The 23,452-nt window shown below is 42.3% G+C and carries 18 protein-coding genes; 16 read left to right on the forward strand and 2 right to left on the reverse strand.

The features are described from left to right. Window positions 1-100: 100 nt before the first annotated feature. The 7 genes from J4N22_RS12020 to J4N22_RS12050 all read left to right on the forward strand — a co-directional run bounded on the left by J4N22_RS12020 (window position 101) and on the right by J4N22_RS12050 (window position 6,393). The gene (locus J4N22_RS12020) at window positions 101-853 is read left to right on the forward strand and encodes a DUF4386 domain-containing protein (protein WP_207494864.1); all 753 of its coding nucleotides are present in this window, start codon (window positions 101-103) and stop codon (window positions 851-853) included. Window positions 854-906: 53 nt separating this feature from the next. Next, window positions 907-1,578, forward strand: a complete 672-nt coding sequence (locus tag J4N22_RS12025) for a porin family protein (protein ID WP_207494866.1) — start codon at window positions 907-909, stop codon at window positions 1,576-1,578. Between the two features lie 88 nt (window positions 1,579-1,666). Then, window positions 1,667-2,500 (forward strand): CPBP family intramembrane glutamic endopeptidase, encoded by an 834-nt coding sequence (locus tag J4N22_RS12030; protein WP_207494868.1) that lies wholly within the window; start codon window positions 1,667-1,669, stop codon window positions 2,498-2,500. Window positions 2,501-2,531: 31 nt separating this feature from the next. Beyond that, on the forward strand, window positions 2,532-3,128 hold the full coding sequence (locus J4N22_RS12035) for a short chain dehydrogenase (RefSeq protein ID WP_207494870.1): 597 nt from the start codon (window positions 2,532-2,534) through the stop codon (window positions 3,126-3,128). A gap of 133 nt (window positions 3,129-3,261) precedes the next feature. Beyond that, window positions 3,262-3,945, forward strand: coding sequence for a porin family protein (locus tag J4N22_RS12040; RefSeq protein ID WP_207494872.1), 684 nt, complete (start codon window positions 3,262-3,264; stop codon window positions 3,943-3,945). A 102-nt stretch (window positions 3,946-4,047) separates the two neighbouring features. After that, entirely contained in the window at window positions 4,048-5,361 is a 1,314-nt protein-coding gene (locus J4N22_RS12045; protein ID WP_207494874.1) for a S41 family peptidase, read from the forward strand. A 288-nt stretch (window positions 5,362-5,649) separates the two neighbouring features. Continuing rightward, window positions 5,650-6,393 carry a DUF4386 domain-containing protein gene (locus J4N22_RS12050; protein ID WP_207494876.1) on the forward strand — a complete coding sequence of 248 codons (744 nt, stop codon included), beginning with the start codon at window positions 5,650-5,652 and terminating at the stop codon, window positions 6,391-6,393. On the opposite strand, the gene J4N22_RS12055 is transcribed toward J4N22_RS12050, so the two are convergent. Both J4N22_RS12055 and J4N22_RS12060 read right to left on the reverse strand, forming a co-directional pair. Continuing rightward, on the reverse strand, window positions 6,355-6,891 hold the full coding sequence (locus tag J4N22_RS12055; protein WP_207494879.1) for a Crp/Fnr family transcriptional regulator: 537 nt from the start codon (window positions 6,889-6,891) through the stop codon (window positions 6,355-6,357). The two genes, J4N22_RS12050 and J4N22_RS12055, sit on opposite strands and share 39 nt — an antisense overlap. A 365-nt stretch (window positions 6,892-7,256) precedes the next feature. Beyond that, a complete protein-coding gene (locus tag J4N22_RS12060) occupies window positions 7,257-10,106 on the reverse strand; it encodes a DUF7948 domain-containing protein (RefSeq protein ID WP_207494881.1) in 2,850 nt (949 codons plus the stop codon). A gap of 530 nt (window positions 10,107-10,636) precedes the next feature. On the opposite strand from J4N22_RS12060, the gene J4N22_RS12065 reads away from it, so the two are divergent. The 9 genes from J4N22_RS12065 to J4N22_RS12105 all read left to right on the forward strand — a co-directional run bounded on the left by J4N22_RS12065 (window position 10,637) and on the right by J4N22_RS12105 (window position 22,929). Next, window positions 10,637-11,386, forward strand: a complete 750-nt coding sequence (locus J4N22_RS12065) for a hypothetical protein (protein ID WP_207494883.1) — start codon at window positions 10,637-10,639, stop codon at window positions 11,384-11,386. Window positions 11,387-12,035: 649 nt separating this feature from the next. Next, complete coding sequence (locus tag J4N22_RS12070) at window positions 12,036-13,844, forward strand: T9SS type A sorting domain-containing protein (protein ID WP_207494884.1); 1,809 nt, start codon at window positions 12,036-12,038, stop codon at window positions 13,842-13,844. A gap of 244 nt (window positions 13,845-14,088) precedes the next feature. Next, complete coding sequence (hsdR, locus tag J4N22_RS12075) at window positions 14,089-16,497, forward strand: EcoAI/FtnUII family type I restriction enzme subunit R (protein WP_207494886.1); 2,409 nt, start codon at window positions 14,089-14,091, stop codon at window positions 16,495-16,497. 1 nt (window position 16,498) lies between these two features. Beyond that, window positions 16,499-17,314, forward strand: a complete 816-nt coding sequence (locus J4N22_RS12080; RefSeq protein ID WP_207494888.1) for a hypothetical protein — start codon at window positions 16,499-16,501, stop codon at window positions 17,312-17,314. A 38-nt stretch (window positions 17,315-17,352) separates the two neighbouring features. Further along, on the forward strand, window positions 17,353-18,786 hold the full coding sequence (locus J4N22_RS12085; RefSeq protein ID WP_207494890.1) for a type I restriction-modification system subunit M: 1,434 nt from the start codon (window positions 17,353-17,355) through the stop codon (window positions 18,784-18,786). 82 nt (window positions 18,787-18,868) lie between these two features. After that, on the forward strand, window positions 18,869-20,251 hold the full coding sequence (locus tag J4N22_RS12090) for a restriction endonuclease subunit S (RefSeq protein ID WP_207494892.1): 1,383 nt from the start codon (window positions 18,869-18,871) through the stop codon (window positions 20,249-20,251). Continuing rightward, window positions 20,248-21,699, forward strand: coding sequence for a hypothetical protein (locus J4N22_RS12095; protein WP_207494894.1), 1,452 nt, complete (start codon window positions 20,248-20,250; stop codon window positions 21,697-21,699). Before J4N22_RS12090 ends, J4N22_RS12095 begins: the two co-directional genes overlap by 4 nt. A gap of 7 nt (window positions 21,700-21,706) precedes the next feature. Further along, on the forward strand, window positions 21,707-22,216 hold the full coding sequence (locus J4N22_RS12100; protein WP_207494896.1) for a DUF6998 domain-containing protein: 510 nt from the start codon (window positions 21,707-21,709) through the stop codon (window positions 22,214-22,216). A 59-nt stretch (window positions 22,217-22,275) separates the two neighbouring features. Beyond that, window positions 22,276-22,929 carry a DNA-3-methyladenine glycosylase gene (locus J4N22_RS12105; RefSeq protein ID WP_207494897.1) on the forward strand — a complete coding sequence of 218 codons (654 nt, stop codon included), beginning with the start codon at window positions 22,276-22,278 and terminating at the stop codon, window positions 22,927-22,929. The last annotated feature ends 523 nt before the right edge of the window (window positions 22,930-23,452 follow it).

Below are 23,452 nucleotides of genomic sequence, written 5' to 3' on the forward strand. Positions count from 1 at the left end.
ACCGTCCTACCACTAGGGCATACCTGCAGCCTAATTTTGTTCTATGATTTACATCTACCGTATGCTTTGATAAACATTTCCAACTCATAAAATTCTGAAAATGCAACAAACAAAATCACCTTCCGTGAGGGAGGACAGGAATGGTATTGTCCTTTCTGTAAGGAAAACCGATAAGGTCAATGCTATCATCACCGGTTGTTTTTTTATTACGGCAACCGTTACGGCTATTACTGGTTTGAAATTGTATGATCCCCTGCTTGCCACCAGCGATTATTTACATCAAGGTGCAGTTCACTCTAATCAAATCATTTTAGGAGCTGTATTCGAGCTGCTTGTAATTGCGGCTAATTGTGGTACTGCAATCATGTTGTTTCCTTATTTAAAGGTGTACAACGAAAGGCTTGCTTCGGGGTACTACACGTTCCGCTTCCTGGAGTGTGTATCAATTTTTGTGGGTGTGATAAGTGTACTGTCTTTACTAACACTTAGCCAGTCTTATCATGCAAGCGCTGATGCTGATAAAAGCATTTATACCGCTATTGGTACAATAGCCAAAGCCTTCCATGACTGGACATTTCTGCTGGGTCCCAAATTCTTCTTAGGTATAAACACCTTTATCTACAGTTATGTTTTTTTTAAAACCGAGCTTGTTCCCAAAAAACTTTCCGTGCTGGGGATGACAGGAGCTGTGCTGGTTTTTATTAATTCCCTTTTCACAATGTTCGGTTCTATCAGCCTGTTTTCTGCAGTAGACATTGCCACAGTTTTCCCTATTGCCATTTATGAAATGATACTTGCCGGGTGGCTTATTGCTAAGGGCTTCAACATTCACTATATCTCTCGATATAATTAAAAGGTTATAACAGTTTATTTCAATCATTTATAAAACAAGTAAAACAAAACATTATGCAATCACTTATCAAATCAATCACAGCAGTACTGCTGTTTATGACAGTCTCAATCATCTCATCTGCACAGTCGAATCGTTTCAGTATTTCACTAAACTCGTTGACTACAAATTTTAACTACGGAAAATCAAACACCGCATTGGAACCATACAAAAAGAACTACAAGGGTTTCCAGGCAGGCTTCTCTTACCAGGCTGGAATTTCACCAATGTTTTCTGTAGTGCCTGAACTGTATTTTGCGGTAAAGGGTGGTAGATTAAAGGAGAACAATCCGCTTACAGGTAGCAAATCAACGCTTAGAGTAAACAGCTTAGAGATACCAGTTTTAGCTCGGCTGCACTGCAATAAACTGTATCTCAATGCTGGTCCTTATGCGGGTTATAATGTAGGAGGTCGTTTGAAAATTGATGGTACGAATACATCACCTGAAACAACAGAGAAAGTTTCATTTGGTAACTCATCTGCAGACTTTAAACGTTGGGATTTTGGCTTCCAGGCAGGTGCCGGCTACAACTTCAATTTAAAGCAATCTGTACTCACTCTGGATGTTCGCTATGGCTATGGCCTGGTAAATTTTTCCAGGGATATTGAACGCTATAACAGAATGCTAAACATCAGTGTGCAGGTTTCAAGACCCGGTAGAAAAACTGAAAAGCATAAACAGGGATAGTATTCTAAAAAGTGAACCCACTACCATCAAAAAAGTAATCGCAATGAACATTTTCATAAACGCTCAGAAGCAAGTTAGAAGCATTTGGTTGGTAGCTATTTTCTTCATTGTATTGGCAGCATTCACAATCCCTTTGATAATCATTTCACAGCAATATGGCTGGGAAGTAACAATAGCACACCAGGCGATAATAGTAATTGCCGCCACCTTGTTTTGCCAATTAATGCGGAGGAAGCCAATGTCAGAATTAACGGGCGGGTTTAATTTGAGTGCGGTTAAAAATTGTTTGATAGGAATAGTAGCTGGTGCTTTATTAATGCTATTCCCGGCAATGTTCTTAATGATGTGTGGTTTTATTGATTGGCAGCTAGGAAGCGGAGATGTACTATCAATTCTCAACACAACGGGTGTGTTTATTTTGGTAGCCGTTGCAGAAGAGTTTCTTTTCAGGGGTTTTATTTTTCAGCGTCTCAGAAAGAGCACAGGTGTATGGATTGCTCAATTGATGATAGCCGCCTATTTTTTACTTACGCATATTAATAATCCAGGCATGACAGGCACCATTAAAATGCTTGCGTCCATCAACATCTTTATTGCCTCAATGATGTTTGGATTTGCCTACATTAAAACCAACAGTCTTGTCATGCCTATAGCAATGCATTTTATGGCAAACTGGGTGCAGGGGACTTTATTAGGGTTCGGCGTCAGCGGCAATGAGCAGGCAAGATTGATGAAGCCATCCTTTGGCGATGCTCCCCAATGGTTAACCGGTGGCAGCTTTGGGTTAGAAGCAAGTGTACCAGGTTTAGTTTGTGTTATTGTTACAACTTTTCTTCTTTACCGGTGGAAGCCAATACAGGCTATAGAACAGTCGGTAACTGGTAAGCTCAATGAAGAAAAAACAGTGACCCACTCCTTTTGATTTTAATCACTAAACATTTCAAACAATAAATATGAAGATTATCATTGTTGGTGCCTCAGGCACCATGGGCAGCTATTTGTCTAAAGCATTCGAGAAAGAGCATGAGATAATTCGTGCAGATAGAAACAGTCCCGATGTTAAGGTTGACATAACCTCACCGGTAGCAATTGAAAACATGTTTAAAACTGTCGGTGCTTTCGATGCCTTGATCTGTACAGCTGGTCCCACTTATGTTGGTCCATGGAAAAATCTAACGGATAAAACTTTCCGCAATGGTGTAGAAGGAAAGATGATGGGACAGATCAACCTCGTTTTAATTGGGCAGCATTACATTAATCCTAAAGGATCATTCACACTCATCACAGGAGCTTTAACCCACGAGCCACAAAAGAATTTTGCAAATGCATCCGCAGCCAATGCCGCTGTTGAAGGATTTGTTCGTGCTGCAGCCATTGAATTAGAAAATGGAATACGCATTAATGCAGTAAGCCCAACAGTTATTGAAAGCTCGCCTCAATATTTTCCTTTCTTCCCTGGCGAAATACCGGTAACAATGCAGCAACTTGAATATGGTTTTAGGAAAAGTGTATTTGGTGCAAATACAGGACAAATTATTAAGCCGTATTAGGCCTGTTGTACAGGTCATACTTGCATTATTTAAGAAGCATTTCATTTCTTACCCAAAGTCAACGAAAGCCCACAAGTGTCCAACTAGTTTTGGTACATGATGTAAATAAACTACATCATTTAAAAAATACATTATGTACAAGAAACTTCATGTAATAGTTGGAATGATGTTCCTTATTAGCAAAGCAATTGGCCAAACAAGCGAAGAGCATTTGGGCAAAGAGGTTAAAGAAAAATTCACTCCTCAATGTTACTTCGCCCCACTGCTTAACGTGGTGAATAGCAACCTGAACTATGGTAATGATAACTCATCAGTAGCTGGTAACAATAAGCAAAGCCTCGGTTTACAGGCTTGTGTATCTGTCCAGGCTGTTGTGTCTTCCAGGTTTTCAGTTTTGTCAGAGTTGTACTATATAAGGAAGGGGGGTAAGCTGCAAAGTAATAATCCGCTCACTTCTACAGAGGTTGCTTATCGTTTTAACAGCCTGGAATTACCTGTATTGGCTCGTGTTCATTTTGGTAGAGTTCATATAAATGCAGGACCTTCCATTGCATATAATCTTTCGGGTTCTGAAAAGACTAATGATCTCACTACAAAGATGTCTTTCAAGGAAGGTCGTGAAAGTTTCAGTCGTTTTGAGGCAGGCATTCAAATGGGTGGCGGCTATACATTTCCCTTCAAAAAGAAAAGTCTCATCCTCGACATCAGGTACAACTATGGTCTTACCAACATCTCCTACAGCAAAGAAATGTTCAACAGGAATTTAGCAGTGAGCCTCATTTTGATCAAGCAAGGCAAGAAGGATAGTGGAAGGTAGATCACCTAAGGCGAATGGTAAGGAATAGAATTATGCTATCACCTTATACAGGTGAAGTCTGTACTTCATCATCTCAAAAAATCAAAATTTTAATCAAGTAGAATGTACCAGAACAAAATAAAAGTCTTTATCACCTGCTTCTTCCTGTTGTTATTTATAAGCAACTTAAGCATCGGCCAGGTTGCGAATAAGCTTTCCAGCAGCCACCTCATCGACACAATCAATATGAAGCTGGAGAAGAATTACATTTTTCACGATAAAGCCAGGATGATCGCAGAGCATCTTCAGTCACGAGCAAAGAAGGGAGCCTACAACTCCCTATCAGCAGACCCGGAAAAGCTAGCTGCCATGATACAAGTTGATATCAACACAGTTCACCGTGATCCTCATATGGTGGTGCAGTATAACCCTGGTTGGGAAGGGCATTCACAAGACTACGCAGGTCCATCTGAGGAGGAACAGAAGTGGTTCGCAAACTTTGTGAAGGACAACAATTATATGTTTAAGAAGGTGGAGCTTTTACCCGGTAACATAGGCTATTTGCCCTTTAATGTTTTTGTTGAACACGTACAAGAGGCCAAGCCAACCATAGCTTCAGCGTTGAGTTTTATAGCTAATTCCAGTGCAATCATCATTGATTTAAGAGAAAATACCGGTGGGGAACCCGAAATGGTAAGCCAATTGGAAAGCTATTTTTTCAAAGAAAAGACCCTTATGAATGTCATCATCAACCGATCGAAAGGTGACACTACTTTTTACTATGCCGATCCGGCTAAAACAGGCGGCCTGACCCTTACCATGCCCATGTATATCCTTACCAGCAAGAAGACATTCTCCGGTGGCGAGGACTTCAGCTATGGCATGCAACAGGCCAAACGGGCAACCATCGTTGGAGAGGTAACCGGCGGAGGTGCGCACCCTACAAATCCTTTCTCAGTGGGGCAGGGCTTCATTGTTCATATTCCTTTTGGCCGTTCATCCAATCCTGTTACTAAAACCGATTGGGAAGGAACAGGAGTAATACCTGATGTGAAAGTTGAGTCTGCAAAAGCACTTATAAAAGCACAGGAGCTTATATTCAGAGAGCGTCAGGCAGCTGCTGAAACTGAAAAGGAGAAACAAAAGATGGAGTACCTGGTGAATGCGCTATATGTGAACCAGGATCTTGGTACGCTCCCCTTGGATCAGTTTGATAAGTTCGTCGGCACATACGGTCCTTTGGTTATCTACCGCGAGGGCAACAAGCTTTTTTGCAATCTATCAGGTAACATTTCTGAACTGGCGCATATCTCCAAAAACCTTTTTGTGCTGGACGGTAATGCACAAATTGATTTCATCAAAGACAGCAATGGGGTGTACTCCAAGGCAAAATTATTTACCAGCCACGGAGGCGTGTTTGAAGAGTTGAGGAATTAAAATAAAGCTTGCAGCGCAAGCATAAATGGCGCCAGTACAACGTTCACTCTTTTGAATAATTATTATCAATGTCCACCCCCAAAGTCTCCAATTGATGTCATCCAGGCTCATAAGCTTGTGATGACGTCGTTGGGGGTAATGCCGCATTCCTATCATCCGGCTTCTATCATACTTGAAGCTTTTTATTTTTCCTCAAGTAGTTTTCTTACCCAAAGTCAATGAGTTTGGATATACAGGAAACTAGCTTCGCTCTATCATGCATCTCTAATTCTTCAAAAGATAAAGTTTATGAAAACAACTACTTCCATTAAAACAACTGCAAGAACTGCAGGCTTTCTTTACCTTCTCCAAATTCCTCTTGGTGTGTTTGGTATCGTTTATGTTCCACAAGCACTTATAGTCATTGGTGATCCAGGAAAGACTGTCTCTAACATTTTAGCCAATGAATTTATATTCAGGCTGAGTATTGTAAGTGCTATATTATGTGCGCTGGTTACTATTGCAACAGCAGTTTATATCTATAGAGTTCTCAAGTCGATCAACAAGCAACAAGCAAGATGGATAGTAATATTTACAATTATTGTAGCTCCCATTACCATCCTTAATGAATTAAATAATGTTGCTGTTTTACTTTTATTAAAGTACCCCGAATATTCACCTGCATTTACTCCCGGGCAAGTAAACAATCTTGTTTCTATATTTTTAGATATACACCATTATGGTCTCCAGCTAGCAGGAATATTCTTTGGACTGTGGTTATTCCCTATGGGTTACCTGGTTCTTCGCTCCACGTACATACCTAAGATCATAGGCATTTTATTAATGGTTACTTGTTTAGGCTACTTACTAGACTTCCTGATATTTTTCTTGTTGCCTGGCTTCAATGTAATAATAAGTGAATACACTTGGCTTGGTGAAGTATTGATGGTTTTATGGCTGCTGATCAAGGGTGTAAATGCCAAAAGGTTTGAAAAGTGGCAGGAAGATCAAAAATTAGTTTTGCCTGGCAATCCTTTTCCTGATCCGGCTTAACGATTCTGGAGTAACACCTATATAGCTTGCTATTTGATATTGAGGAATTCGTTGAAATAGATCAGGCCTTGATTGTAATAAGTTTTGGTACCTCATGGTTGGGGTGTTAATTGTAAAAGCTTCTATTTTTTCCTGCTGTCCAGTAAACACGCTTTCCATTAGTTTCCTGGACACTGTTTCAAGGTTTGGAAACTTCTTATACAAGCCTTCTCCTTTCTGGCTGTTACCAATCAATAAAGCACAGTCTGTACAACATTCAAGATAGTATGGCGAAGGGTTGTTGAGATTGATGTGCTGTAAGGATATTACCCATTGTTCATCGGAAAAGAAGTCGCTTGTTTTCTCCAGCCCGTCAATCAGGTAGTATTGCCGGACAATACCTTCCAAAACAAAATAAGTATCACTGGACACCTGGCCTTCTTTCAGTAGTATTGTTCCCTTTTCAAATTGTTGCAAACGCATAGTTTCATCTATAGCCTCAATTTCCTCTTCTGACAAAGGTTTGAATTTTGTAAAATGATTTAAAAGCTTTTTGTCCATTTTTCTGGTGGTGGTTTAAAGAAGTCATAATTCCAAAGTCAAAGAAGAACCAACAAGTTAATGGTGAATTGTCAATGGTGAATAAAGATCTGATGCTCCCAAATAAGTCAAAAGTCAAAATTCAAAAGTCAAAATAAACCCGGCTGCTGGTCACAAATCAGACATCACAAAATCAGAAATCCCAAAATCTCCTTCCATTGTGTCTCTGTGGTTCTCAATAAGTCAAAATTCAAAAGTCAAAATAAGGATCTGCGGCTCGTACAACTCGGACAACTCAAAATCCGACATCCGAAGTCAATATACGGCATCATTAATTCGAAAATCTAATAAACCACCTGCTTCACCAGCACTTCTTCTTTCATTTGCACTTTTACTATCAGCGTACCCTTTGGAAACGGCTGCAGGTTGATGGTGCAATAGCCGGCGCCGGTAAGCGGTTGTGTTGCCAGTAGCTTTCCTTCTACCGTGTACACCGATACATGCAGTGCCTCGTTAGGCATGCGCAGGTGCAATGATTGTCCTGCTACTATTGCTTCCAAGTTCTTGCTCTTATCGCTGCCAAGGCGGATAATCTTAGAGTATCCTGTAGCCGCTGTTGCTGATACGATCTTTAGTCTGTAGTAACTATCGCCTGTATTGCCGGCAGGCAGCGTAGCAGTGTACGTATTGCTGGCTGTACTGCTATGGGCAGTGGCAGCATAAGCAGCTCTAAAAGGTCCCTGAGGGTTGGTGGCAGTTTCAACTATATACATGTCACCTTTCTCCTCGGTAACCACTCTCCAGCTAAGATGGTGATAGCGGTTGACAGCCTTGCCCGTAAAGCTCACGAGGTGTACTGGTACGGGTGTAGTACAATAGTCAAAAGATATCTTAACGACCGCCTGGTTGCAGCTGTTGGAGCCATTGGTAGGTGCCCATGCACCGGGTGTAGTAGGGAATATAGCTCCGCGGCCACAATTGGCACAGATCCCCTGGTAGAGTACACCCATCGGATCGAACCTGCTGGTGCCGCCATCTACATGTTCGCCGGAGCCGCCCACCTGCCCAAAGAAACTGCCATACAGCTGCGAAGCTGCATCTTTCTGCAAGACGAAGAAATAGAAGTCGCTGCCATCGGTGGTGGACTGTATAGCGTTGGGTGTAACGGTCAGGCCGTTGGTGGAAGCAGTGGGATAAGGGCCTGCAGCCTCATTCATAGATCCTCCCCAACCGGTAAGGTACACATTTTCGCAGCCATCTACCATGAAGCCGGCAGTAGAAAGATTGGGTGCTGCTGTATTGGTGCCGAACCTCGTAGAATAGACATAGGCCGAAAGATCCGGCTGTAGTTTGGCTATAAACTGCTTACCACCAGTTTGCGAGAAAGCAGCATTCAACACGGGCCAATCGACGGTAGTGGTACCCGTCACATACGGGAAACCGGCGTTGTCAATCTTCAGCCCGTACAACATGTCGTTGCCCCACGTGCCTAAAAATGTTGTTCGGGCTAATGCTGTACCCGTAGGATTAATTATAGAAACAAATCCGTCTGTAAGACCTCCCTGATATGAAGAAGCAATAATACCAGGTTGCGTGCCCGGAAGCCCACCGTTACTGGTTGTACTGCCTCCTACGTATAGGTTGTGGCTGAAAGGATTAATTGCCACGGTAAACAAACCATCATCGCCACTGCCACCCAGGTAGCTGATGAAAACCGGAGTGCTTAGATCAGGAGACATTTTGATGATCGCCCCGTCCTGGGCTCCACCGCCAAAGAATGGTTGAAATGCCCCGGCAGTAACTGGGAAGTTGCTGGACTGGGTGCACGATGCCAGGATGATATTGCCGGCTATGTCCACCAGCACTTCGCTTCTTGAATCGTCGCCATAGTTGCGGCGGATAGAAACTGCGCCCATGGGCGGCTCGGCTCTGTGCTTGATGTTCACACCATCTGGTCCTGTTCCGCCAATCACCCTGCTGCCGATGAGTGCTGTTCCGTCAGCAGTGAACTTGGTGAGGAAGATGTCGCCATTGCCACCAGGGCCTATAATCGGTGCAGTAGAGGGAAAAGTAGCGGAATTAGTATAACCGCTGATCACCAGGTTGCCCTGCAGGTCCGTAACCATGCTGTGTGGAAACTCGTTGCCGTTGCTGCCAAGGTAGGTGGCGTACTCCCGGTGGCTACCTGTTGCGTTCAGCTTTATAATTCCTATGTCGTAGCCGGGGATGCCATTACTTGGCAGGCCGCCTGTAAAGCTATTTTGGTAAGCTCCTGGCGAAACAGGGTAGCCGCTACCCAAAACGATGCCTGCAGCAAAGGCAGTTCCTCCTGGTCCATAGGTAGCAGTATAGCCCCAGTTGTCAGCGGTACTACCAGTAAAGGTGGAAAAGACCAGGGTAGGATCGATAACAAGCACTTTAGTAGCGTCGTATGAGCCTGCTTCAAATCGCAGTACATTCCCCTCAAGCCTGAAGTTACAGCTTACCTGTACCTGCCCGCCACCCTGTTGTTGGTAGGCATAAGGCGCCAGTTCCTTTACGTCGCCTACTGAAGTGCTGATGATGAGGTCGCCATTGTTGATGGCTAAACCACCTGCTCCATCAATCTTCATGGCTATGGTGCTTATGTCGGCGCCGGGGTGCACCAGCAGGTCGTACTTCAGCTGGCCGTTTGCTGAATAATATTTTACATCAATACAGGGGTAGATATTCCTAAAGGTGATGTGCTGGTAGATCTTACATCCGCCTGCCCACTTCGCAGGATCGTTACCAATAAAATAGTTGTTGTAACTGTTCAGCATCCCTTCGCGTGCAACTGTTGGTTCTGCAGCATTGAGAAACTCTACATTGTAAGCGTGCGAACGCACCAGGGTGCCACCTGCTGGCGCCACGGCAGTGCCATGATGCACATCGGCAAGTCGCTGCAGGTCTTCGGGGTGATGTTGCAGCACGGTGAAACCCTTTTGCTCCAGGAAGAAAGCTCCCGCAGGCAGGTCTGCTTTAAAAAAGACGCTGTTATTCCACTGGCCCTTATTTTCTACAAACTCGAAGCTGGCAGCATGCTGGGAAGTACCAGCCAGGGGCAACAGCAAAGAAAGAAATAGAACAAAATAAGTAAGGGTGTTGGCGGCTATAGATTTTCGAGAGTACAATCTTGCAGCCGGGGCACAGGTGTGTTTAGGGTGACAGTTCATATGCAGTTTTGGTTACGAGCAGCGTTTGCTCTTGTACCAAATTAGCGATTTTCATGGTTCCACGGGTGGCGGTTGTGCAAGGCTGTAAAGCCGCCAATGAAAACAGGATGCGCTTTCTAAAATAGATCCAGCTACTGCAAGCAACTCAGCTATCATCAAATCAGCGATGAGCTATCAGCAAACAGCTGTCAGCAATCAGCATTCAGCGATTTGAAGTCCGACATCTCAAAATCAGAAATCCCAAGATCAGAAATCTCCTTGTGGTTCAAAAATGTGAATGGTGAATTGTCAATGGTGAAAAAAGGATCTGCTGCTCGTGCCAAATCTAAAATCACAAAATCAGCAATCAAAAATACCACCTGGCTCTTGACATAGCTATACCAGCGCCGTATCTTCCGTGGGAATTCCCACGGCAAACCAAGCTGAAACCCGACCAAGAGACGAACAAAACATAAAGCAGGTTTACAACTCCAGGCAGGCATCCGGGTCTCCACGGTGTGCCACTTTTCTCAACCATTAAAACTGTTCTAATGGGTAAACAAAAACCAAGGTTTTTTATTGGCCGGATTGGTAACTGCGTGTACTATATGTGGCGTGACATCTATTGTATGCGGACAATACCAGAACACCCGCACCAGTGCGAAAAGGTGAAACTGCAAAGTGCCTACAACGGCAGGAGCACCAGCCTTGGTAAGCCATTCCGGGAGCTGTTGAACAGCGCCATCCCTTTTCCTCTTGACATGAATATGCAGACGCACCTCCGGCTGTACCTGCAAAAGTGGATGAAGGCACAAGACACACCTGGCGCAATGCAAGGCATATCTCCCGCTTGGCAATGGGAGCTGTCGCTGAATGCTGACGCACCGCTGCCGTCCATATTGCGTGTGCCTATCCAGGTCTTACAGCCTCAACAGGATATACTGCGGCTGGAGATCCCTCCGCTGGTACCGACGGAAGCAATTAAAGCACCACTGGGAACGACAGCTGTACACTGGAAGATCGTAAGCGCCTGCTGCGATACACAGCAACTTGCTGCAATGGGCAACAACATGTACGAGTTTACGATGATGTATGACAACCAGGCATTGCCGGGACAAACAATAGAACTGCCCCTGCAGTCGGGTGAAGGTCTACTTACACTGGTAGTTGTAGCACTTCGTTTTGAAACTGCCGGCATGCAGGTCACTGACAAGCGCTGGCTGCCATGTGATGTAGTGGGTGGAGTAGGTGGACGCGTTGCTGCTGTTTTAAATCCGCTTCAACGGGAAGCAGTTCTTTAATCAGGGTCATCCCTACGAAGAATGGATCTTCAATGCTAAATATTGACGCTTTGCCTATGATCGTCAGTCATCCCGACGTAGGAGGGATCCCCTGCATGAATAGGTTTTACCTGTTTGAGTTTCACAAAAGGCTAAGAGATTTCTCTTCTCAAGTTTAAATGAACAGTCATTCAAAACTCAGCAACAAAATGAAAACCGATCAAAGGTGCTGTCCTTTACATCTGTCACTTTCTTTGTCTTGAAACAAAGAAAGTAACCAAAGAAAATTCAAGAAAGGAACGATTACACCCCGTTCCTTTCCTTGTTCCTTGGTTAAGCGGTTGTACTACTGTGACCTCAGCAATAGAATTTCATGCGTGTCTCTTTTTGACATAAAGATTTCAAGTTGAAGCGGCTTGCCAACCACTCAAGGCATCAGTGGTCAAATGCTCTTCATCACAGCATTACATAAGCTAAATAGTAAGACCCCGGGAATGGGCTGTATATCATTCCCGGTGCCCTTTTTTTGGTTACTTTTTTTGGGCACACAAAAAAAGTGACAACAAGAATTGCTTTTCATTACCAATGGTGAAAGCATACACCAATTGCATGATAAGGCCAGCCCTAAGCATTATCTCATTTACTTATATTTATCATCCAAACTACCTGCATGACCAGAACCTGCCTCCTGCTGCTTATCATGAGCATCGTCACTTCTACAGTAGATGCACAATCGGTTTCCTGGGCTCATAATCTTGGTTTGGCGCACAATCATTTCATCTCGGCTTTGGCCACAACACCTGCCGGCGAGAGTGTTACCGCCATCAATAACCGCAAGGCAACTATGAGCCTGACAGGCTTATACATGGGCGACCTGGTCATACAGAAAAAGAGTGCACAGGGTAGCATGAAGTGGGAGAGATTGTTTCCGGCAACGGCGATCGTAAAAAGCATGAAGATCGATAACAGCGGAAACATCATCATCACAGGTGGCTATAGTGGTGTGCTGCAACTTGGCAACTACAGTTTTTCTTCCGCAGCGTCGCCCAGTATGTTCCTGGCTAAACTAGATACCGCTGGCAACGTGCTGTGGGCGGTTGCCGAACAAACACTTACACATGCCAGCTATGGAGCAAGGCTGGCTATAGGAGGTGATAACGAAATTTACATGACCCTGAACAGCTCCTTTCATGGAAGTTTTTCGAAGTATACACCTGCTGGTGTTTTGGCCTGGACTAAAATTGCTACAGGTGTAGAAACCTTTAGCGGTATAGCTGTGGATACCAATGGAGACCTGTACGTGACAGGCACCTGCGAGCGCAATGCAGTGTTTGATGCCATTGCGCCTGCTATGCCGGCGGCCAGTAGTTACTTTACCTTTTTGGCCCGCTACAATGCACAGGCGCAGGCACAATGGGTGGAACTGCAGCTGTATAATACGTTCGACACAAGAGATGAATTGTTGCTGCATAACAACCACTTGTTCTGGATGCACCAGAGAAAGGTAAACGCCTCCGCCAGTGTTTCACTCACGCTTCAAAAATTCACTAGGCAGGGTTCAATGGTGGCAGAGATGACACCTTTCAATGTGTCTTCGCTGGCGCTGCATAAGTTTATGGCTAATCGCTTTCTTATTACTTCAAAAGGTGAGATGGTTATTTCTTTAGCGGCAACTGATACAGCGCGTATAGTGGTGCTCGATAGCCTGCTGACCTATCAGAAGGAGTTTCGCCTGGAGTCGAAATACATAGGTCTGGGACAGCTTGCTCCCATCTTTAGTTCGTACAACGATACGCTTGTTTGTGGCGGTAATTTTTCCGGGGCAACGGTGCAGGTTGGTAGCGTGGTAGTACCTAATGCCAATACGCCTGTTACGCAAAATGATATCTTCCTTACATCCTTTACGTTCGATACTGCTTCTTCGCTGCCGGTAAAGTGGATTGATGTATTGGCAGGCGTGCAACGAAAACAGGTGGTACTGAAGTGGTCGGTAGCAGGTGAGGTGCGGAACACTGGTTTTGACGTGGAAAGAAAGACCAGTAACAGCAATTGGAAGAAGCTGGCATTTGTACCGGGATCGGGAACAAGTACAACTATCAACCGTTACGCTTACACCGATGCCAACGTTCCTACAGGAACTGTTTTGTACAGGCTGAAACAGGTAGATCACGATGATAAATATGATTATTCTCCCGTGGTAAGGGTGAAGACAACCGGGCTGCCGGAAAATGCATTAACGGTGTATCCCAATCCTGTAAAAGATAAAGCTGCTATACATTTCACTTTAAAAGAAACCACTGCTGTGGATCTGTCTGTTTTTAGTGCAGCAGGAATCCGTCAAAGATCCCTCATTAGTGAAGTGCTGCTGGAAGGCAGCTATGTAAGAACGATTGATTGCAGCGGCCTTGCACCGGGTGTGTACTTCCTTCGCCTGGTGGTGAATGGAGAAGTTAGCAGCTACCAGATGATAAAAGAGTAGGGATGGGGGCTGTTCTTAAAATATCGATTCGCATTATAAGAACCGAATTCATGTTACGTAAAGTAGAATGCAACATTTACTTGCTCTGCACAATCCAAAATTCCTATAACGTGAATCCTCAAATTTCCTATCTTCCATCCTCCTTCCCCGGATACATCCCCCAATGTTTGCCTGAAGGAAGTTTTGCACAGCAGACACTGTGAAAGAAACTTTTTCCATTTTGATTAACTGCTAAAGATCACCCTTGGCCACAGCTTACTTAAATAAGAAATCACTTTCTGAAAGAGACATCTGCACGAAGTTTATCACACCTGCAATAGTTGCTGCAGGATGGGATGTTGATACACAGGTCCTGGAAGAAAAATCCTTCACCGACGGTAAAATATTTGTAAAAGGTAAGTTGACTGCAAGAGGCAAACGTAAAAGAGCCGATTACATCCTGTACTATAAGCCAAACATCCCCATTGCAATCATTGAGGCAAAAGATAATAATCATACAGTAGGTGCAGGGGTGCAACAAGCCCTTGAATATGCTCAGATACTAGATATTCCCTGTGTGTTCAGCAGTAATGGTGATGGCTTTGTATTCCACAACAGGACAGCTAAAGGTGCTGGTATAGAAACTGATCTTGAGCTGGATCAATTTCCTTCACCGGATAGCTTATGGAAAATTTACCAACTATATAAGGGTATCACCAAGCCAGAAGAAGAAAGGATAATTGCACAGGATTATTTTACTGACGGTAGCGGCAGAAGTCCCAGGTACTACCAGCAGATCGCCATCAATAAAACTATTGAAGCTGTTGCCAAGGATCAGAACAGGATACTGTTGGTGATGGCGACAGGTACAGGCAAAACCTACACTGCTTTCCAGATTATATATCGCTTATGGAAAGCCGGTGTGAAGAAGCGGATACTTTTTCTTGCAGACCGAAACGCTTTGATTGATCAAACAAAGCGTGGAGACTTCAAGCACTTCAGGGATAAGATGACTGTGGTGAAGAACAGGGTAGTGGATAAGAGCTATGAAATTTACCTTGCCCTGTACCAAGGTTTGTCTGGAACCGATGAAACAGCAAATGCGTATAAACAATTCAGCTCTGACTTTTTCGACCTCATAATTATTGATGAGTGCCATAGAGGGAGTGCATCTGAGGATAGCGCATGGAGGGATATACTGAAATACTTCAACAAGGCTACCCATATTGGCCTGACTGCTACTCCGAAAGAAACCACGACCATCTCCAACAGCGAGTACTTTGGTGATCCAATCTATACCTATTCTTTACGACAGGGCATTGATGATGGCTTTCTTGCACCTTATCGTGTAGTTCGAGTAGGATTAAACATAGATCATGAAGGATGGCGCCCTGAGAAAGGCAAGACAGATAAGCAAGGCCAACTGGTAGATGACAGGATTTACAACCGTCGAGACTTTGATAAATCACTTGTTGTTGATGAACGGACTGATACAGTGGCCAGGAAGGTTAGCGAGTTTCTACGAGGGACTGACCGGTTTTCAAAGACCATTATTTTCTGTATTGATATTGATCATGCAGAAAGAATGCGTAAAGCAATGGCTCGTGAAAATGCAGACTTAGTAGCAGACAATTACAAATATGTAATGCAGATCACGGGTGACAATGATGAGGGAAAAAGGGAGTTGGACAACTTCATTAATCCTGAAGAAAGATATCCTGTGATTGCCACTACCAGTAAGTTGATGACAACAGGTGTAGATGCGCAAACCTGTAAGGTGATTGTGCTGGATAGTAATATTCAGAGTATGACCGAGTTTAAACAGATCATTGGGCGCGGTACCCGCATCAATGAAGAGTTTGGTAAGATGTATTTTACCATAATCGACTTTAGAAATGTAACCGACTTATTCGCAGATCCTGCATTTGATGGTGATCCTGTTCGTGTAAAAGTAACTTCTGAAGGTGAAGACTTGGGGGATGTAGAAGACGAAGAAGAGCAGGAGCCATCAGACGATCCATTGGATGAAAATGAAGGCTTGGAATGGGGAGAGGCAGATGAGCCTTTTGTTCCGGGTTCAGGAGAATTTATTGATAGGGAGCCTGCCCGGCGTGAAAAGGTATATGTAAATGGAGTAGACGTTTCTGTTCTGGTAAGCAGGGAAATGTATTTCGATCACCAGGGCAAGCCGATCACGGTTTCACTGAAGGACCATACGAAAGAGATCATCAAAGATCAATATGCGTCGCTTAATGAATTTCTGCAGAAGTGGAATGATGCGGATAGGAAAGCTGCCATTATAAAGGAACTTGAAGAACAGGGTGTTTTGGTAGATGCCTTACTAGGTGCAGTTGACAAAGAATTAGACTTATTTGATTTGATCTGTCACGTAGCCTACGATCAACCACCACTTTCCAGAAAGGAAAGAGCCAACAACGTAAAGAAGCGCAACTACTTCACCAAATATGGAGAGGAAGCCCGGCTGGTGTTGGAAGCGTTACTGCAGAAGTATGCTGATGAAGGAGTGACCACCATTGAAAGTACAGAAGTACTTTCTTTGCACCCCTTTGATGAGTATGGTACACCACCGGAAATCATCAGGATGTTTGGTACAAAGGACAAATATTTTGAAGCCGTTAAAGACTTAGAAAAACAATTATATCAAATAGCATAAGATGGCAGCATTAAGTATTTCTGAAACTCAATTCGCCTTCACATATTTCCATAAGTTTAGCCTATTGAATAGGAAACAATCTTATCATTTTGTTTTTCCAACTTTAAAACAAGAAGGTAATCCTTTATCAGGTTATGCTGGGGCCGACATTGTCATTAGTAAAAATCTTTTTATCCAATTTAAAGTGCCGGAATATTTAAAAACCGGTGGAACTTTAGAATTCTATAACTATAATGCCCGGGACCTGTTTGATCCTCCTTTTTTTAGAATGAGAGTAAAAAATAAACTTCTAAATGGAAAACCAAACTCTGGGCAGTATCAAATGCTGCAGCGTGCTGCAAGAAGTGGGAAGTCCGCTCAGTATATTTTCCCAGTTTTTAATAACGAATTTCAGAACGACAAACGGGATGACGCAGACTATTGGTTTAAAGACTTCTTTGACTTGGAACCAAGCACTTCAATGCAGCGTTACTGTATTTCAGTTGATTTCTCTGATATGCTTACACCAGAATTTGATCTCGATAATGTAGATACTCATACCCTATGCACTGATTATAAAACAGGAATGGGGGATGGGGACATTTATTTATTTTCGGAAGCAAAACATGTTAATGCGAGAAAGTTTAATTCAGCACTTACATATGACAATATTTTAAATTGGGAGGAGGAGGGTGATTATACAATAAGAGAAACAGAAGATCAAGTACGAGAGATATTTGAAATAAACCAGAAGTTCGAAAGTCTTAGTGAAATACAGAGCTATTTGCTTAGTTTCTATGACATTTATTGGATGCCAATTGTGAAGATAGCAGCGTAACAAATTAATTACAACAAAATAACATTTCTGAGAATAGTATGTCTAACCTAACCTCCACCATAAAATCCATACAGGACATTATGCGCAAAGATGCCGGCGTTGATGGCGATGCGCAACGCATTTCCCAACTCGGCTGGATGCTGTTCCTGAAAATATTTGATACAAAAGAAGAAGATTGGGAAATTACTAACGACAATTATAAATCACCCATACCCAAAGACCTTCGTTGGCGCGAATGGGCTGCCGATGAAGAAGGCATGACCGGAGATGAATTACTCGGCTTCGTCAACAATTCCCTGTTCCCACGCCTGAAAGACCTGAAGCTACGGCATAACAAAGATGCCGGTCTTATGGTAAAACAGGTGTTCGAAGACAGTTACAACTACATGAAGAGTGGTACGCTGCTCAGGCAGGTCATCAACAAGATTAACACAGGCATTCAGCTAACCTCTAAATCCGAGCGACACCAGTTCAACGATATTTACGAACAAATACTCCGCGACCTGCAAAGTGCCGGTAATGCCGGGGAGTTTTATACCCCCCGTGCCGTTACACAATTCATTGTTGAAATGATTGCACCAAAGCTGGGCGAAGTAGTGCTTGACCCCGCATGCGGAACCGCCGGTTTCCTTACCAATGTTATTGACTATATCGAAACCCACCAGAAGGTAAAAACTCTCGAGCAGCGCCAGCAATTGCAAAACTGCATCACAGGTGTCGAAAAGAAACCGTTGCCCCACATGCTTGCCACTACCAATCTTATTTTGCATGGCATAGAGGTACCGGTTATACAACACGACAACCTGCTCAACCGTAGCTGGACCGAATGGAGCAACAAACACAGGGTCGATGTCATTGTTACCAACCCCCCTTTTGGCGGTATGGAAGAAGATGGTGTAGAAAATAATTTTCCTGCACAATACCGTACCCGCGAAACAGCCAACCTGTTTATGTCGTTGGTCATTCACCTGCTAAAAGATGGCGGACGTTGTGGGCTGGTATTGCCCGATGGCTTTTTGTTTGGCGAAGGCGTAGCCACCCGTATAAAAGAAAGCCTGCTCGAAAAGTGCAACCTGCATACCATAGTGCGATTACCCAATGGCGTGTTTGCCCCTTATACAGGCATTAAAACAAACCTGCTGTTTTTTACCAAAGGCAAACCCACCAAAGACGTTTGGTATTTCGAACATCCTTACCCCGATGGCGTAAAGAACTACAATAAAACCAAGCCCATCAACATAAAAGAGTTCGACCTCGAAAAAGCCTGGTGGAACAACCGCGAAGAGAACCAATATGCCTGGAAGGTCAGCGCCGAAGAACTAAAAAAGCGCAACTACAATTTCGATATCAAAAATCCAAACAGCACCGAAGAACAACACCAATATACCAGCAGCGTATTAATTGATTTGCTCGGACAATCATTTGCCAAAAGCAACCAGTTACTAAAACAATTAAAAGAAGAATTGGTATGATACAAGGTGCAGTAACTCCGGTTAAGCATCGTTGCGTCGCATTTCGTTCATCTGATGTACTACTATTAAACAGATAAGAAGAATGAGTTGGAAGATTGAAAAGCTTGGAAACGTAATAACTCAAAGGAAAGAGTTTATAACGATAGACAATTCTGTTGAATACAAACGTTGCCGTGTTCAGGTTAACAGGAAGGGAGTTGTTTTAAGAGACATTGTAAAAGGCATTGCAATAAATACCAAGAAACAACAAGTATGCAGAGAAGGTGACTTTCTAGTTGCAGAGATTGACGCTAAAGTAGGAGGTTATGGTTTTGTTCCAAGTGAATTAGAAGGTGCAATAGTTAGTAGTCATTACTTTTTATTTGAATTAGATGAAACTAAGCTGTTGAAAGATTATTTAGCATGGCTTATTAAAACAGATATTATACAGGATCAAATTACTTCAAAAGGAAGTACAAATTATGCTGCTATACGACCACATCATGTTTTAAACTTTGAAATTCCTCTTCCTTCCCTTGGCGAACAGGCAGTTATTGTACATAGGTTAAATATCATCAATGAGGAGTATAGTTTACTTGATAAAGAACTTGACCAACAACAAACCTATCTCCAACTTCTCCGCCAAACCATATTGCAGGAAGCCGTACAGGGAAAACTAACCAAACAAGACCCAACAGAGGAACCAGCAACCGAATTACTAAAACGCATAAAAGCCGAAAAAGAAAAACTAATAAAAGCAGGCAAGCTCAAAAAAGAGAAAGAACTACCACCAATAACAGAAGATGAAATTCCTTTTGAATTGTCGGAAGGATGGGCGTGGGTGCGAGGGGATGATGTGGCATCATTCATTGACCCACAACCAAGTCATAGAACACCACCAGTGGTTTTAAATGGTGTGCCTTATATAGGAATGACGGAAGTGAGAGATGATGGAACAATAGATTTCGATAGTGCTAGAAAAGTGTCAGTAGAAGTTCTTAAGGAGCACAACAAAAGATATACACTTGAAGATGGAGATTTTATTATTGGTAAAATTGGAACTATAGGTGAACCTACGTTTTTACCTAAGCCTTTCAACTATACCTTATCTGCAAATATCATTTTAGTTCAACCATTTCGAAATAGTATAGACGCCCATTTTATTACTTACTATTTGCAGTCTCCTATAGCAATTGATTTATTAAAATCTCAATCAACTAATAGTACCCATCTTGTTTTTGGTATTAAAAAATCAAGAATGTTATTGTTTCCTCTTCCACCTATGAAAGTACAAAAGGTTATAGTAGCCAAAGTACAGCAATTGCAACAGCAGCTAAGCCAGTTAGAAGCCCAGGTACAACAAAGCAGGCAATATGCGCAGCAGTTGTTGCAGAGTGTATTAAGGGAAGCGTTTGAACAAAGGGGTAAGGTGTATGAGATGGAGGAGGAACAGGTTTTAAATATGGTAGCGGAGGGAGAGGTATGAGTTACTTGGATAATTTAACTCCGAAAGAAAAAAGTGTCTTAAAAACATTTCCGTCGTTCCAACAATATTATGAGCTGGAAAAGGAAGAGTTTGAAAACCAAACTTCTTCAGATTTTTCTACCTACACATTAAAAGCTGAAAACATAATTTTTGAACATGATTATGGATTCACCGGAGAATTAGATTGTTTACTGGCTTTTAAGAATTGTTATTTTAAGACGGATGTAACCTTTCATAATGTTACTATAAAGAAAGAGATCAATTTTACACGCTGTTATTTTGATAATGAGCTTTATATTGACGAAACTTCGAAATTTGAAGGAGATTTTCATTTAATTGAAGTTTCAGTAAAGCGTCAGATGTATGTTAAGGGAGGGGATTTTGGTATTTGCAAGTGGACCTTGAAAGACAATGGAATATTGAAAATTAATGGAGGAAAATTTATTGATCTGAATATCGGTTATTGGGGCGCAAAATCTATTTTAAAACAATTGAGTTTTCATCTTCCTAAAGTTCATGGTGTTATAACGGTATCCGGAAATAAATCAAAAATTGAAAGATTAGATTTCTTTCAGTACAGTGCAAGCGTTTCCTTGTCAGTTGAAGATGTTTCAGTAAATAGTATAAGCTTCTATAGATATAGAAATGAAAAATCTTTAAGGTTATCCAATTTAAAATCCTTTGAAACTGATCATCCTTCCCAATTCTCAGTTGTTGAATCCTATCTCGGAAAAGCGGAGTTTTACTCCATAAACTTTGAAGAGTTCAGAAGTATAAATTTTCTAGATGCGCATTTTGTTGATACGATTTTTGTAAATGCACGATTTAGTAATTCCATTAATGCTTACAAAGGCCGACTCGTCGGCAAATCTGAGGAAGAGAGAGCTTTAATCAAAAAAATAAAGCTTTTAGAACAGAAAAGATCAGTTTTCAGAAAATGGTTTAAAAGGCCATCTTATGATCCCTCAATTATTGCTTATTATGAAAAGAAAAGGGAAATCCTAAGGCAATTGAAGTATGCGCTAAGTAAGCAAGGTGATACTATAAACGAGCAAAGGTTTCATTCACTAGAAATGAAAGCGCATGATCGATCATTAACCTGGAGAAAAAACTTTTGGACAAAGCTAATTATTAAGGCAAGTTCATGGACTGGTGATTTCGGACAAAGTATTTGGCGACCGTTTCTTTTCTTGCTAGCAGGGCATCTATTACTATTTTACCTTTTGTTGCTTTGTGGAATGTTCAGTCATTTCTATTTTTCTTGGGCACAAAGAACTATGGATGGTTTCTGGCTTGGATTTCATGAATATTTTAAGCTAATCAACCCTTTGAGGAAGACGGACGAGACTTTTGCGGGAGGGTTCATACTGGTTGACATACTAATGAGGGTTTGGGCTTCTTATATGATTTATAATATTATTAGGGCATCAAGAAGATTTATAAAATAGTAGTCTTATGATTGGGAAAGAGGAGCAATTATATGAAATTTTGGGTGCTGCAAAAAAAGCGGCAATTGAATACAAAAAATTGACTGGTAAACCACTTGGGATTACAGGTGAAATAGCAGAGGTGGAGGTGGCTAGAATTTTCAAATGCCAGCTTTGTATTGCAAGACAGGAAGGTTATGATCTGATTGGAGAGAAAGGAGAGAAGATTCAGGTTAAGGGGAGAGTTTACAATCATAACCATCGAGTGCCCTCTATCAATATAAATAAAGTATGGGACACAGTAACTCTGGTTTTGTTAAACCAAAACTACATCCCATTTTTAATTTTTAAGGCGAAGAGAAAAGTAATTGTTGATACATTATTAGTGCCGGGATCAAAAGCAAGAAATGAAAGGTTTTCAATGAGTGTTTCTAAATTTGTAAGCATTAGTGAGCTTATTTACGAGAATCGAAAAGCCAACTTAAATGGGGTGTCGTTTAGATTAATCAAGAGGTCTAAGAAGATTATTGAAGAATGAAGTGACAAGGCTAAAAAAAATAATTCCAATCAATTCAAGCTATAGCAAATAAGTTAATAATGTTTGTAGCATCCCCTTCTAACATTGCCGCTTCCTTCAACCGAATTGCCAATGATCTATTCAATAACTACATCATCCAGGTAAACGATAACTTTTATCGCTTATTAGAAATTGAATTTTATTACAACGATTCTAAAGAGCATAACGATTCATATACCCACGGTCATAAGTTGCAAAAAAGATCAGGCTATTGGTATGTACATGGTTCAGGTATTGACATTGCCATAGGTAACGAACAAGCGTATGGTGGAATATTGCTTAGGAGCATACAGAAGCTACAGCCAGCTACTGCTAATACAAAGGAGCAATACAACTTTGGTCCACAGAACGTACTTACAGAACTCATTAGCGGCTTCAATAGCTGTATTGATGGAGCTCCAAATGTATTTGCATTAGTGAAGCCTGAAGAACATGGTATCACGATTGAACCAGTACCTGAAGAAGAGATTATACAATGTGGCAGGATAGGCTTATCAGCAAAGGATGAGCAGTACAGAGATTCATTGTACCGATACCTTATTCATCCACACCTTCCGCATAAAGAGAAAACAAAGATGGCTGAACTGCTATATAAAAAGTGGAGTGCTAAAGAAGATCGTCTAGATAAAATAAAAGAGCTGTTGGGTAGTGAGTTCTTAAAGAAGTATAGATAGATAAGAACCAAAAGATGCTAATAAAATTTCATTACCCCCCTTTATGTTCCAGCTGTTCCGCAGGGCCACCTCGAACTTAAGGATAAACGCCTGCCTGTCGGCAGACAGGTTGTTCTCCGTACAACCTGCTTTGCAAAAGCAGGGTAATGATAGGTTAGTGTATTGGCAAACCTTCGAAAAGCTGATGGTGACAAGCAGTTGTTGGCTCGCTGCTGTCAGCACTGCCGTACAAGAGTGCGACCCCGCAATGCTGACGGGGCAGGCTGCAACGATGATCAATCGGAGTTACTTCAGCTTGTACCATAAATTCCTTGTTAGCGCAAGTGTTCGTGTAGTCAGTTTCATTCTTCCGCAGGATCGCTAAATCAAACATGATAGCAGGATCCCGCAATACTGATGGGGTACATGCATCCGGCACAAGGATTAACTATTCTTTCATTTCATAAAAGCAACTACAACAATCTTCCTCCCCCGTAACATTTTTTGGATACATTCACTGCGTAGTTACTATTCACCCGTTATT

This window comes from Aridibaculum aurantiacum, assembly GCF_017355875.1.
Taxonomy (GTDB): Bacteria; Bacteroidota; Bacteroidia; order Chitinophagales; family Chitinophagaceae; genus Segetibacter; species Segetibacter aurantiacus.

Excerpts from the sequence above, each read along its gene's own strand:
- J4N22_RS12025 (WP_207494866.1), top strand. The coding sequence starts at position 907 with ATGCAATCACTTATCAAATCAATCACAGCAGTACTGCTGTTTATGACA.
- J4N22_RS12020 (WP_207494864.1), top strand. The coding sequence starts at position 101 with ATGCAACAAACAAAATCACCTTCCGTGAGGGAGGACAGGAATGGTATT.
- J4N22_RS12050 (WP_207494876.1), top strand. The coding sequence starts at position 5,650 with ATGAAAACAACTACTTCCATTAAAACAACTGCAAGAACTGCAGGCTTT.
- J4N22_RS12065 (WP_207494883.1), top strand. The coding sequence starts at position 10,637 with ATGGGTAAACAAAAACCAAGGTTTTTTATTGGCCGGATTGGTAACTGC.
- J4N22_RS12085 (WP_207494890.1), top strand. The coding sequence starts at position 17,353 with ATGTCTAACCTAACCTCCACCATAAAATCCATACAGGACATTATGCGC.
- J4N22_RS12045 (WP_207494874.1), top strand. The coding sequence starts at position 4,048 with ATGTACCAGAACAAAATAAAAGTCTTTATCACCTGCTTCTTCCTGTTG.
- J4N22_RS12070 (WP_207494884.1), top strand. The coding sequence starts at position 12,036 with ATGACCAGAACCTGCCTCCTGCTGCTTATCATGAGCATCGTCACTTCT.
- J4N22_RS12090 (WP_207494892.1), top strand. The coding sequence starts at position 18,869 with ATGAGTTGGAAGATTGAAAAGCTTGGAAACGTAATAACTCAAAGGAAA.
- J4N22_RS12060 (WP_207494881.1), bottom strand. The coding sequence starts at position 10,106 with ATGAACTGTCACCCTAAACACACCTGTGCCCCGGCTGCAAGATTGTAC.
- J4N22_RS12095 (WP_207494894.1), top strand. The coding sequence starts at position 20,248 with ATGAGTTACTTGGATAATTTAACTCCGAAAGAAAAAAGTGTCTTAAAA.
- J4N22_RS12040 (WP_207494872.1), top strand. The coding sequence starts at position 3,262 with ATGTACAAGAAACTTCATGTAATAGTTGGAATGATGTTCCTTATTAGC.
- J4N22_RS12080 (WP_207494888.1), top strand. The coding sequence starts at position 16,499 with ATGGCAGCATTAAGTATTTCTGAAACTCAATTCGCCTTCACATATTTC.
- J4N22_RS12105 (WP_207494897.1), top strand. The coding sequence starts at position 22,276 with ATGTTTGTAGCATCCCCTTCTAACATTGCCGCTTCCTTCAACCGAATT.
- J4N22_RS12100 (WP_207494896.1), top strand. The coding sequence starts at position 21,707 with ATGATTGGGAAAGAGGAGCAATTATATGAAATTTTGGGTGCTGCAAAA.
- J4N22_RS12035 (WP_207494870.1), top strand. The coding sequence starts at position 2,532 with ATGAAGATTATCATTGTTGGTGCCTCAGGCACCATGGGCAGCTATTTG.